Annotated in this window: 12 protein-coding genes; 8 read left to right on the top strand and 4 right to left on the bottom strand. The window is 66.4% G+C overall.

Features of this window, described 5'->3' with window-relative positions:
* Positions 1-188: 188 nt before the first annotated feature.
* Entirely contained in the window at positions 189-1595 is a 1407-nt protein-coding gene (locus tag V7S63_RS13550) for an amidase (protein WP_336530593.1), read from the bottom strand.
* Positions 1596-1700: 105 nt separating this feature from the next.
* Here V7S63_RS13550 and V7S63_RS13545 point away from each other — a divergent pair, with 105 nt between their 5' ends.
* Positions 1701-2264 carry a TetR/AcrR family transcriptional regulator gene (locus V7S63_RS13545; RefSeq protein WP_336530592.1) on the top strand — a complete coding sequence of 188 codons (564 nt, stop codon included), beginning with the start codon at positions 1701-1703 and terminating at the stop codon, positions 2262-2264.
* A 66-nt stretch (positions 2265-2330) separates the two neighbouring features.
* Here the strand turns inward: V7S63_RS13545 and V7S63_RS13540 are convergent, their stop codons facing one another.
* The gene (locus tag V7S63_RS13540; RefSeq protein ID WP_091843619.1) at positions 2331-3236 is read right to left on the bottom strand and encodes a LysR family transcriptional regulator; all 906 of its coding nucleotides are present in this window, start codon (positions 3234-3236) and stop codon (positions 2331-2333) included.
* Positions 3237-3391: 155 nt separating this feature from the next.
* Here V7S63_RS13540 and V7S63_RS13535 point away from each other — a divergent pair, with 155 nt between their 5' ends.
* The 7 genes from V7S63_RS13535 to V7S63_RS13505 are packed head-to-tail and all read left to right on the top strand — an operon-like array spanning position 3392 to position 9968.
* A complete protein-coding gene (locus tag V7S63_RS13535) occupies positions 3392-3970 on the top strand; it encodes a VOC family protein (protein WP_091843622.1) in 579 nt (192 codons plus the stop codon).
* The gene (locus V7S63_RS13530) at positions 3967-4407 is read left to right on the top strand and encodes a nuclear transport factor 2 family protein (protein ID WP_336530591.1); all 441 of its coding nucleotides are present in this window, start codon (positions 3967-3969) and stop codon (positions 4405-4407) included. Before V7S63_RS13535 ends, V7S63_RS13530 begins: the two co-directional genes overlap by 4 nt.
* A gap of 58 nt (positions 4408-4465) precedes the next feature.
* Positions 4466-5350 carry a fumarylacetoacetate hydrolase family protein gene (locus V7S63_RS13525; RefSeq protein WP_091843629.1) on the top strand — a complete coding sequence of 295 codons (885 nt, stop codon included), beginning with the start codon at positions 4466-4468 and terminating at the stop codon, positions 5348-5350.
* A gap of 26 nt (positions 5351-5376) precedes the next feature.
* Positions 5377-7038, top strand: coding sequence for an FAD-dependent monooxygenase (locus V7S63_RS13520; RefSeq protein WP_336530590.1), 1662 nt, complete (start codon positions 5377-5379; stop codon positions 7036-7038).
* Positions 7039-7081: 43 nt separating this feature from the next.
* Positions 7082-8119 (top strand): TRAP transporter substrate-binding protein, encoded by a 1038-nt coding sequence (locus V7S63_RS13515; protein ID WP_100961455.1) that lies wholly within the window; start codon positions 7082-7084, stop codon positions 8117-8119.
* Complete coding sequence (locus V7S63_RS13510; RefSeq protein ID WP_336530589.1) at positions 8116-8664, top strand: TRAP transporter small permease; 549 nt, start codon at positions 8116-8118, stop codon at positions 8662-8664. The genes V7S63_RS13515 and V7S63_RS13510 overlap by 4 nt, the downstream gene beginning before the upstream one ends.
* Positions 8661-9968, top strand: a complete 1308-nt coding sequence (locus V7S63_RS13505; protein ID WP_336530588.1) for a TRAP transporter large permease — start codon at positions 8661-8663, stop codon at positions 9966-9968. The genes V7S63_RS13510 and V7S63_RS13505 overlap by 4 nt, the downstream gene beginning before the upstream one ends.
* Before the next feature lie 376 nt (positions 9969-10344).
* Here V7S63_RS13505 and V7S63_RS13500 read toward each other — a convergent pair whose 3' ends face one another.
* Positions 10345-10848, bottom strand: coding sequence for a YciE/YciF ferroxidase family protein (locus V7S63_RS13500; RefSeq protein ID WP_336530587.1), 504 nt, complete (start codon positions 10846-10848; stop codon positions 10345-10347).
* 89 nt (positions 10849-10937) lie between these two features.
* Entirely contained in the window at positions 10938-11189 is a 252-nt protein-coding gene (locus V7S63_RS13495; protein ID WP_336530586.1) for a hypothetical protein, read from the bottom strand.
* Positions 11190-11512 lie beyond the last annotated feature (323 nt).

Raw genomic sequence — 11512 nt, 5'->3', positions numbered from 1 at the left:
AAGGGTCAGAACCGCTTCGCCAGCCGCCGGCTCGAAAAGCTCGGGCGGCTCGGAAAGACGGCGAGCGGCCTCGTCGCCGCGCTCGCCGTCGCATCCACCCCGCTCGCCATCGCCCACTGATCCCACGCGTCCATGATCTGACGATAGCCATGGCGGCGCCCGTCTCCGGACGCCGCCTGCCCGTTGCATCAGATATCAGGAAAGAGGTTCTTGACCGGGCTCACTCCCTCCAGGAGCGAAGCAATGTGCAAGATGGTCGCCTCCGCCTGCCAGGCTCCGACGACCTGCACGTTGATCGGCATGCCATCCCGGCTCGTCCCGAACCGCATCGCGAGTCCGGGCAGCCCGGTGACGTTGAGGGGAACGGTCGCGCCCTGCAGGTAGGTTGCGTCCACGTCCTGGCCGTCGATGGTGAATCGGTCGACGCCGTGCTTGTGCGCCGGGATCGGCAGCACATGGGTGATCAGAGCATCAAAGCGCGTGAAGTAATCGGCGTAGCCGTCGCGTAACCTCTCGGCTGCCTGCTCTGCGTCGATGAAGTCGGCCATCGACGTGTCGGGCAGCGACAGCATGGTCTTCGCCATCTTGTACATCTCGCCCTCGTGGCCGGCCGTCGCCTCACGGAACGCCGGCTTCATCTCCATGACGTGGAGCCGGTTGAAAACGTCGAGGGCGAAATCGCGCTCCAGCGCCGGAATGCCGACATGTTCGACATGGACGCCGAGGTCTTTCAGCGCCTCAGCTGCCGATCGGACGGTCGCGGCAACTTCGGGATCGACGGGACCGAAGCCGGGTCCGACCATCCAGCCGACACGCAGCGGGCCGGCGTTTGGCCGGGCGCCCCCCGCGTCGAACCCGCCGATGATCGTCGAGAACGCGTCCTGACCATCCGGACTCATCAGCTGCGAGAACGCCAGCCCGACGTCGCGAACCGAACGCGCCATCGGACCCACATGCCAGAAGCGGCGCGGCGCCCGAGGCCAGATTCCCGTCATCGGGACCCGCCCATGCGTCGCCTTCATGGAGGTGATGCCGGTCTGGGCCGCCGGACCGCGCACGGAGATGGCGAGGTCGGTGCCGAGGCCGAGCGGCGACATGCCCGCCGCGATGGCGGCCGACTCGCCCCCGCTCGACCCGCCCGGCGTCCTGGTCAAATCCCACGGATTGTTCGAGCGGCCGGACAGGAGGTTGTCACTCTCGATCCAGTAGGAGAACTCCGGAAGATTGGTCTTCGCCAGCAGGATGCCGCCGGCCTTCTTCAAGCGAGCCACGCTTGTGGCGTCCTGTGTCGGCATCCGGCCCCGAAAGATCGGAGAACCGCGCTGCGTAAGGACCCCAGCGGTATCGATCGAGTCCTTCGCTGTGAACGGCACACCATGAAGGGGCCCCAATGCCTCGCCCGCCATGACGGCGTCCTCGGCGGCCTTGGCCGCTGCAAGCGCCCCTTCCGCGACCGTCACGATGGCGTTGATCTTCGGGTCGACAGCCTCGATGCGATCCAGGTGCGCTTTCACGATCTCCACCGGTGATAGCTCGCGATTGCGGACGAGTTCGGCGAGCCTGGTGGCGTCGAAACGGGTGATCTGCTCGGACATCTTCAAATCCTCTATCTATCAGTTGATAGAGAATCGCTACAGCTTCACAAACCGGGCGTCAATCTCTATCTATCACTTGATAGACAATCATGATGGAGATTTGCGATGGGTTCGAATGTGAGGGAGGAGGTGATGGCGGCGGCCAAGCGTGCAGCACAGTCACATGGCTATACGGGCCTCAACTTTCGGGAGCTGGCGGCCGAGGTCGGCATCAAGAGCGCGACGATCCACTACTATTTCCCGACCAAGGTCGACCTCGGCGCCGCCATCGCCAAGCGTTACTGGGAGGACTCGCAGACCGTGCTGGATGGCCTATGGAACGGCGGCAACGATCCCGCGCGGGCGTTGAGGGAATATCCGAACACGTTCCGCGTTTCCCTGGAACAGGACAACCGCATCTGCCTGTGCAGCTTCATGTCGGCCGAGCACGACGACCTTCCCGACCCGGTCAAACGGGAGGTGTCCGCATTTGCCGACATCAACATCGGCTGGCTGACGCGCGTTCTGTCTGCCGCGACCGACATGGACACCGCCGCTAGCGAGCGGCGCGCGCGTGCGATCTTTGCAGCTGTCGCGGGAGCCCAACTCATGGCGCGCAGCCGATCCGACATCTCCGTCTTCGACGCTTTGATCGACAGCTATCGGGAGGCGGGCCTGCTTCCAGGCTGATGTAATCACCGGCTGACCGACGACGGGACCATACCGGATGGCCGTGGGGGGTAGCGCTGTCGACACCTATGATTCGGCAGCCAATCGCGACGTCGCGCGGCGCATTAGGTCGAGCAGGGACAGCGCGGCCGGAGTCAACGGCAGGTCGGAGCGCCGGATCAAGACCAGCGGCGGTGCGGTCAGCTCTTCCTCGATCCTGATCGTGGTCAGCGCCTTTCCGGTCATCTCGAAGCGCTCCCACTGCGCCGGGACCATGGCCAGCAGGTCGCTGTTGGCGAGGCAGGTCAGCAATGTCAGCGCCGACTGGCTGCGCACCGCCAAGCGCGGGGGCGGCAGGCCATGGCGGGCGAAGAAGGCGTTGATCTCGTCGCCGGCATCGGCGGTGATCGAGGTCGTCACCCAGTCCTCGCCGACAAGTTCGCGCAGCGAGGTCGCAGCCGCCAACGGGTGCCCGGCGCGGCAGAGCACGATGCGGCGGTTGTGGAACAGCACCTCCCGGCTGAGTTGCGGCACCGGTTGCGCTCCGCCATCGGGGCCGATGTAGAAATCGACCGAGCCGTCGCGCAGCCGCTCCTCGAGCGTCGGATAGAAACCCTCGATGATGTGCAGCCTGATGTCGGGATAACGGGCGCGGAACGGCCGCAGGCTCGGCGGCAGCAAAGCGAGATGCGCCGCGATCGACAGCCCGACCGTCACCGTGCCGGTGCCGGCACCCCTCAGTTGCTCGACCTCTTCGCGCGTGCGCCGGATCTCGGTCAGGATCGACCTGGCGCGGGCGACAAAGGCATCGCCGAGCGGCGTCGCCACCACACCCCGCGCCCGACGTTCGAACAGCGGCGCGCCGAGCTCGCGCTCCAGCAGAGCCAGGCTGCGGGTCAGCGCCGGCTGGGCGATCTGCAGATGCCGCGCCGCAGCCCGCATGCTGCCGCGCTCGGCGATCGCCACCACCTCCTCGAAGTGATCGAGCTTCATTGCTGCGGCCTCCCAACGCCATTAATCGATACCGATTTGCTATCGCTCCTGCAATTTTTCCATCTGTTCAGGTATCTGTGCCGACGTTAGCCATTCCTCACGAACAAGCAGCGGCCGCCCCGGAGAACGGGAGATGGCCCTTTCGGGAGGACGGCATGGAGATCATCAAGCCCGCATTCCATCACGTCACCTTCAAGACGAGCCGGCTCGACGAGATGGTGGCGTGGTATGGCACGGTCGTCGGGGCACGGCCGACCTTCCAGGACGCCAGCAACGCCTGGACGACGAATGACGAGGCCAATCACCGTGTCGCTTTCCTCTCGGCGCCGGGCCTCGGCGACGATCCCGACAAGCGCAACCATAACGGCATCCATCACAGCGCCTTCGAATACGAGAGCTTCGCCGACCTGATGGCGTCCTATGCCCGCCTGCGCGACGAAGGCATCGAGCCTGCCTTCAGCCTCGACCACGGCATGACGATCTCGATCTACTACAAGGACCCCGAGGGCAATTTCGTCGAGCTGCAATGCGACAGCTATGGCGACTGGCGGCTGTCGAGCGAATGGATGCGCTCCTCGCCGGATTTCGCCGCCAACCCGATCGGCACCTTCTTCGATCCGGAGCGAGTCTATCAGGCGCACAAGGCCGGCCAGGGCTTCGACGAGCTGCATGTCGCGATGCGCCGCGGCGACTACCAGCCCGCCGGCACGCCCGATCTCGGACTGCCGGCGTGAGCAGCGCCGTGCGCATTGTTGCTGGTCTTTCGCCGCAGGACCGCCTCGCGATCGAGCAATTGATCCAGCGCCATGCCTGGCTGATCGACCATGGCGAGGCAGACAAGGTCGGCGAGCTCTTCGCGGAGGAGGGAGCGCTCTACGGGATCGGCCCCGACAAGGTCGGCCGCAAGGCCATCGCCGAATGGGGCCGCCAGCGTGCTGCCATGGCCGAGCGCCGCTCGCGCCATCTCCAGAGCAACATCCTGATCGAGCCCCTCGCTGCGGATGCGGCCCGCGGCTGGGTCGCGCTGACGCTCTACCGCCATGACGGGCCGGGCGAGGGCTCGGCCACCCCGCTGCTCATCGCCGAATACGCGGATCGCTATGTCAAGGGGCCGGACGGCACCTGGCTCTTCGCCGAGCGGCGGCTCACCGTGCTGTTCGGCGCCGCCTGAAGACACCGCATTCATCGCCTCGCCGCCCTGGTTGGAGGCAACCGAGAAGGAGGACACCATGCGTCTCGCCACCATCCTGAGCGGAGGCAAGCCTGCTCTTGCCGCCTATCGCGGAGCCGATCTGATCGATCTCGCCAAGGCCGGCCCTGGGCTGCCGGGCGACATCCTCGCCTTCATCGCCGGCGGCGACGCGGCCCGTGCGACGATCGCCAAGGCGCTCGATGTCGCCCCGCCCTCCGCGGTTCTTGACCCCGAGCGCGCGACCTTCCTGCCGGTGGTGCCGCGCCCCGGCAAGATCATCTGCGTCGGGCTGAACTATGCCGACCATTCGGCCGAGAGCGGTTTCAAGCAGCCGGATTATCCGACATTGTTCGGCCGCTTCGCCACCAGCCTGATCGGCCACAAGGCGCCTCTGATCCGCCCGAACCTGTCCGACCAGCTCGACTATGAGGGCGAGATCGCCGCGGTGATCGGCCGGCGCGGCAAGCATGTGCCGAAGGCGAAAGCGCTCGACCATGTCGCCGGCTATGCCGTCTTCAACGAGGGATCGGTGCGCGACTACCAGTTCAAGGCGCCGCAATGGACCGTCGGCAAGAACTTCGACGGCACCGGCGCCTTCGGACCGGCGCTGGTCACGGCCGACGAGCTGCCGCCCGGCGCACGCGGCCTCAGGCTTACGACCAGGCTGAACGGTGAGACCGTGCAGAGCGCGAGCACCGACGACATGGTCTTCGACGTCGCGAGCCTGATCTCGATCATCAGCGAGGCGATCACGCTGGAGCCCGGCGACGTCATTGTCACCGGTACGCCCGCCGGCGTCGGCGTGGCGCGCAAGCCGCAGCTCTTCATGAAGCCCGGCGATGTCTGCGAGGTCGAGGTCGAGGGCATCGGCCTGCTCGTCAACCCGATCGCGCAGGAAGCGGCCGAGCGGGCTGCAGCTTGACGCCGGATCATGGGGAGCTGAGAACCGTGACCAAGACCGGCAAGGACATCGACGTCTTGATCGCCGGCGCCGGGCCTGTCGGCCTCGCGGCTGCGATCGAGCTCGGCCAGCGCGGCATCCGCTGCCTCGTGGTCGAGCGCAATGACCGCGTCGGCTATTCGCCGCGCGCCAAGACCACCAATGTCCGCAGCCGCGAGCACTTGCGTCGCTGGGGCATCGCCGATGCCCTGCGCGCAGCCTCGCCGATCCCGCCGGACTATCCCTCCAACGTCGTCTTCGCGACGCGGATGAACGGTCCCGAGCTCGCCCGCTTCGGCAATGCGCTGAACGGCAGCCGCGCCCGCAACGACCTCTATTCGGAAGAGGCACAATGGGTGCCGCAATACGTGCTGGAGGAAGTGCTGCGCCAGCATGCGGCCTCGCTGCCCGGGGTCGAGATCCGCTTCAACACCGAGCTGGCCTCCTTCGCCGATGATGGCCGCGACGTGGTTTCGCGCCTGAAGGATGTGACCAGCGGCGCGGAGCGCGAGGTCGCGAGCGCCTATCTGGTCGGCGCAGACGGCGCGCGCAGCTCGGTGCGCGAGGCTATCGGCGCCCGGATGGAGGGCGAAGGCGCCTTCTCGAAGAACTACAACATCATCTTCCGCGCGCCGGAGCTGGCATCGCGCCACGCCCACGGGCCGGCGATCATGTACTGGATGGTCAACGAGGAGGTGCCCTCGCTGCTCGGGCCGATGGACAGCGAGGGCCTGTGGTTCTTCATGGCGACCAAGCTGGCCAACGACGTCGACCCGGCCAGCGTCGATCCGGTCGAGCTCATTCGCCGTGGCACCGGCCTTTCCGACCTCGACATCGAGATCGTCGGCCGCGATCCCTGGGTCGCGCATCGCCTCGTCGCCGACCGCTACGAGAAGGGCCGGGTCTTCCTCGCCGGCGATGCCTGCCATCTGCATCCGCCCTTCGGCGGCTTCGGCATGAACATGGGCATCGGCGACGCCGTCGATCTCGGCTGGAAGCTGGCGGCGGTCCTGCAGGGCTGGGGCGGAAGCGAGCTGCTCGCGAGCTATGCGGCGGAGCGGCGCAGGGTGCATGAGCGCACCATCGCCGAGGCGGTGATCAACTACGGCGCCGTCGGCAACCAGCTGGTCCGGCCGGGGCTGGAGGAGCCGGGACCGCTCGGCGATGCCACAAGGCGCGAGGTCGGCGAGATCATCGAGGCGACCAAGCTGCGTGAATTCCGCACGCTCGGCATTGTGCTCGGCACGCGCTACGAGGATTCCCCGATCATCGTGCCCGATGGCAGCGCGCCGCCTGTCGAGCATTTCATGCTCTATGTGCCCTCAGCCCATCCGGGGTGCCTGGCGCCGCATCTCTGGCTCGCCGACGGCTCCTCGCTCTACGACCATTTTGGCCAGGGCTTCACCCTGCTCGCCACGGCTGCCGATGGCGCAGACGCGACGCCGCTGATCGCCGCGGCAGCCCGTCTCGGCGTGCCGCTGAAGCTGCTGCTGCCCGGCGATAAGCGCCTGCCCGCCCGCTATGGTGCGCGCTTCGCCCTGATCCGGCCGGACCAGCATGTCGCCTGGCGCGGCGATGCGCTCCCGGCCGATTGCGAGGCGCTGCTTTCCATCGTCACCGGCCGGATGAAGTTGGACGCCTCAATCGGGATAGCCGCTACGGCAGCCTAGGGACGACGCACAAGAAACAAGACCAGCGAATGGGGAGGATAAGATGAAACGGGGAGTGATCGGAGCCTTGCTCGGCGCGGTGCTGGCGGTCTCGCTGGCCACCGGAGCCATCGCGCAGACGGTCGAGCTCAAGGTCTCGCATTACCTGCCGCCGAACCACCAGATGCACAAGCAGCTAGAAGCCTGGAGCGCCGAGCTGGCGGAGCGCTCCAATGGCCGGCTCAAGCTCGCCATCTTCCCGGCCGCGCAGATGGGGCCGATGCCGCGGCAATACGACCTCGCCCGCACCGGCGTCGCCGACATCGCCTTCTTCCTGCACGGCGCCCTGCCCGGCCGCTTCCCGCTGACCGAGATCTCGCATCTGCCCTACGCCTTCAATCGCGGCGAAGGGGCGAGTGCAAAGGCGCTCAGCACGGCCGAGGCCTCGGGCATCCTGACCGAGCTCTCGGGCAAGCTCGCCGCCGAGCACGAGGGCACGAAGCCGCTCTATTTCATCGCGACGCCGACGCTCAGCCTGTTCTTCAACCGCCCGGCGGTGAGGAGCCCGGCCGGAATGCGCGGGCTGCGCATGCGCCATAACGGGCCGATCGCCTCGGCGATGCTTGAAGCCTGGGGCGCGACGCCTGCCGCCATCCCGCCGGCGGAGCTGGCGGACTCGCTCTCCAAGGGCACGATCGCCGGCATGTTCTTCAATTACGAGGCGGCGAAATCCTTCCAGATGGCCGAGAGCGTGAAATCCGTGACGCAGCTCGATGCCGCGGCCGGCACCTTCGCGCTGGTAATGAACGCCGAGAAGTACAAGTCCCTGCCCGAGGACCTGCGCAAGCTGATCGACGACACGACGGGTCCGGCCGCCGCTCGCAAGGTCGGCGCGATCTATGACCAGGCCGAGGCGGAAGGCCGTGCCTATCTGCGCGCCGCCAATGCCGAGATCCCCGAGCTCAGTGGCGCCGAGCGGGCCGCCTTCGAGGAGCTGGCCAAGCCGATCACCGCGAGCTTCATCGCAAGGGTCGAGGCCAAGGGCATCAAGGCGAAGCCGTTCTATGACGAGCTGCGCGCCGCCGTGGGTGCCGCCAAATGAGCCCCGGCAAGCTCCGCCGCCTCGACCCGGTGCGGCTGCTGACGATCGCCGGAGCACTGGCGCTCGCCGTCATGGTGCTCTGGACGATGATCGACATCGGCGCCCGGCTCGCCTTCAACAAACCGCTGCACGGCACGCTGGATCTGGTCGAGGTCACCCTTGTACTGGTCGCCTTCCTCGCCCTGCCGGAATGCTTCCGCCGCGACGAGCAGATCAAGGTCGACCTGTTCGACACCATGGTGCGCCGGCGCACGCTGGCGGCGATGCGGCTCGCCGGCGAGATCGCGACGCTTGCGTTCCTCGTCCTGCTGGCGTTGACCTTGATCAAGCCGCTCGCCGACGCCTATCGCTTCGGCGACCAGAAGCCGGATCTGCCGGTGCCGATCTTCCTGTTGCTGCTGGCGATCGAGCTGGCGCTGGTCGTCTCGGTCTTCGTCGTGCTCGGCCGCGCGGTCGGACAGGTCCGCGCCTTCCCGCGCGCTGCGGCTGGCACTGCTGATCCCCATCCCCCGGCCCTGCACAGCAGCAATGGAGCCGCCTCATGAGCGCGACCTCCATCGGCCTGATCGGCATGGCGACGCTGGTCGGCATGATCCTGGCGCGCATCCCGGTCGGCGTCGCGCTCGGGCTCACCGGCTTCGTCGGCTATGCCGCAATCGACGGTTTCGCCAAGGCCCGCCTCGTCTTCGGCGCGGTGCCGCTCGAGCTTTCCTCCGCCTATGCGCTCTCGGTGCTGCCGCTGTTCACGCTGATGGGGGCGCTGGCGACGATGGCCGGGCTCTCCGGGGACCTGTTCCGGGCGAGCAATGCGATCTTCGCCGGCATGCGCGGTTCGCTCGCCATGGCCGCGGTCGGCGCCTCCGCCGCCTTCGGCGCGGTCTGCGGCTCGTCGCTGGCGACGGCGGCGACGATGAGCCGGATCTCGATCCCGCAAATGCTGAAAGCCGGCTATTCGCCGGCCCTCGCTGCCGGCGTGGTGGCGGCCGGCGGCACGCTCGGCATCCTGATCCCGCCCTCGCTGATCCTGATGATCTACGGCATCATCGCTCAGCTCTCGATCATCAAGCTCTTCGCCGCCGCGCTGATCCCCGGCCTCGTCCTGACCGGGCTCTATCTGCTGACGGTCTGGCTCTGGGTGCGCCTACGGCCGGAGGCGGCGCCGAAGCTCCCGAGCGAAGGCAAGGCGCAGGCGTTCCGGCTCGTCCTGAATATCTGGGACGTGGCGGCGCTCTTTCTCGTCACCTTCGGCGGCATCTATCTCGGCTGGTTCAGCCCGACGGAAGCGGCCGCCGTCGGCGCCTTCGGCGCACTATTGCTCGGCCTGCTGCGCAGGGGGTTCGCCCGCGGCGACGTCACGACCGCCTTCACCGAGACGACGCGGATCACCGCCAATCTCGTGCTGATCGTGCTGGGCTCGACGATCTTCTCCTATTTCGTCGTGCAGACCGGCATGGCCCAATCCGTAGTGAAGTCGATCGCGGCACTGGGCCTGTCGCCGCTCGCGGTGATGCTGCTGCTGATCGGCTTCTACATCTTCCTCGGCTGCTTCCTCGAAGGCATCGGCATGGTGCTGGTCACGGTGCCGGTCCTGCTGCCGCTGGTCATATCGACCGGATATGATCCGATCTGGTTCGGGGTGCTGCTCGTCATTGTCGTCGAGATCGGGCTGATCCACCCGCCGGTCGGGATGAACCTCTTCGTCATCCGGACCCAGGCGCCCGAGATCAGCTTGGGGGCGATGTATCGTGGCGTGCTGCCGTTCCTGGTCGCGCCCTTTCTGCTGATCGCGATGCTGCTGGCCTGGCCGGAGCTGGCGCTCTGGCTGCCGCGGTCGATCTCGCTGAACTGACCGCTTGTTGCCACTTGGTGTCCGGTGCGAAACGCACCGATATCATTGACGAAGTCGCCGTTGCTGGGGTGTGACGTCCTGATCCAGTCGCTTCTGGATCAAGGGCGGCGCGATGATGGGCAAACTCGTCGATGACGCCGATACTGCCCGTGATCGCCGCCCGGCGCGACGAATGCTGGGCTTCATGATCCCGGACCATCCGCACCGCGCGGGCGCACACCTCCGGCGAGAACTGGTTTGTCGTCTTGCTCGTCAGAGCCCCATCCTCTCGGGAGTTGCGGCCTCCGACACACCCGGGGCGGTTCAACACGATGCCTCCAGCGGATCATGAGAAGAGCGCCGGAAGCGAGAGAACCCCGCTCCCGGCTTGCAAGCATCACGCCGCCTGCCGGTTGATCACGCTCGTTGCGAGCTTGGTCAGCTTTGCATCCGTGGCAGATTCTTCATCGAGATTCTGCTTGAGAAGAGCCGCGCAATCCTCGCGGCCGAGCAGCTTGGCCCAGGCAACCAATGTGCCGTACCGGGTTATCTCGTAGTGCTCGACCGCCTGGGCGGCAGCGATCAGCGCCGCATCGAGCACCTGCTTGTCGTCGACATCGGAGGCGATGTCGCTCGCTTCCGACAGAATTCCATCGATCGCCGGACAGGTGACGGCTTTCTCCTCGGCGCCATGCTGTTTGAAGACCTGCTTCAACCGGGCGATGTGCCCGTCGGTCTGCTGAAGATGCGCTTGAAAGCCTTGCTGCAGCTCCGGGCTCGTCGCCTTGTCGATCATGTCGGGAAGCGACTTTTTGATCTGGTGCTCGGCGTAGTAGATATCCTGGAGCGTATGGACGAACAGATCATCCATGGTCTTGATATCTTTGGTGAACCATCCCATCGGGGAGCCTCCTCGCGCGGTGACCCCCAGCCGTAGATTCCAGAAGCGAGAGCGAGACTGCCAGGTTCCCGACCAACGCAAGGGCAGCCCTATGCCGCGACGGAAAGCACGCGGCCGTGCACCGCCAGGTGCCTGTCACTGCGGTTCATGACCACCAATACGACAGACGCGCCATCCTCGCATTCGAGCACCAGTCGGTGGCAGAACTGGCTGTCGTCGCACTCTCTTGTGTCGAAGAGCAGGTAGCCGGCCCGGCGATCGTCATAGTCGCCCGCGAACTGGTACAGAACATCGATCCTGCGCTTGTCGCGCAGGTTAAGCCGGCCTTTGCCCATAAGCATGGCATCGCTCCGCTTGGGGGCGTCAAAATGCGCCGCACGCGGTCATTTCCAGAAGCGGTTTGGAGACAACGGCAGCACGAGTAAGTGCCTTTTCAAGCCGCTTGTCGATGTCAAATGACAGGATGCTGCCGGCGCTTCTGAACGGCCGCTCTCGTCGTCCGGTCCAGATTCGCCATCGTCGGCGCGCTTTGCCCGACGTTGGCGCGGGAGCACTTCCATCAAGCCGACGACGTTGGGCGCCTTGGCCTGATCAATCAACGGCGGCAAACGAGTGGCACCGCGTCACGATCCTGGTCGTTCGGACGAAAAAATGCCCCGCCGGC

This window comes from Allobosea sp. CCNWLY174, assembly GCF_037120455.1.
Lineage (GTDB): Bacteria > Pseudomonadota > Alphaproteobacteria > Rhizobiales > Beijerinckiaceae > Allobosea > Allobosea lupini.
Note: the sequence above shows the minus strand (reverse complement) of the source record. Positions and strands in the feature narration are given on the sequence as shown.

Excerpts from the sequence above, each read along its gene's own strand:
- V7S63_RS13510 (WP_336530589.1), top strand. The coding sequence starts at position 8,116 with ATGAGCCCCGGCAAGCTCCGCCGCCTCGACCCGGTGCGGCTGCTGACG.
- V7S63_RS13495 (WP_336530586.1), bottom strand. The coding sequence starts at position 11,189 with ATGCTTATGGGCAAAGGCCGGCTTAACCTGCGCGACAAGCGCAGGATC.
- V7S63_RS13535 (WP_091843622.1), top strand. The coding sequence starts at position 3,392 with ATGGAGATCATCAAGCCCGCATTCCATCACGTCACCTTCAAGACGAGC.
- V7S63_RS13515 (WP_100961455.1), top strand. The coding sequence starts at position 7,082 with ATGAAACGGGGAGTGATCGGAGCCTTGCTCGGCGCGGTGCTGGCGGTC.
- V7S63_RS13525 (WP_091843629.1), top strand. The coding sequence starts at position 4,466 with ATGCGTCTCGCCACCATCCTGAGCGGAGGCAAGCCTGCTCTTGCCGCC.
- V7S63_RS13545 (WP_336530592.1), top strand. The coding sequence starts at position 1,701 with ATGGGTTCGAATGTGAGGGAGGAGGTGATGGCGGCGGCCAAGCGTGCA.
- V7S63_RS13500 (WP_336530587.1), bottom strand. The coding sequence starts at position 10,848 with ATGGGATGGTTCACCAAAGATATCAAGACCATGGATGATCTGTTCGTC.
- V7S63_RS13540 (WP_091843619.1), bottom strand. The coding sequence starts at position 3,236 with ATGAAGCTCGATCACTTCGAGGAGGTGGTGGCGATCGCCGAGCGCGGC.
- V7S63_RS13550 (WP_336530593.1), bottom strand. The coding sequence starts at position 1,595 with ATGTCCGAGCAGATCACCCGTTTCGACGCCACCAGGCTCGCCGAACTC.
- V7S63_RS13505 (WP_336530588.1), top strand. The coding sequence starts at position 8,661 with ATGAGCGCGACCTCCATCGGCCTGATCGGCATGGCGACGCTGGTCGGC.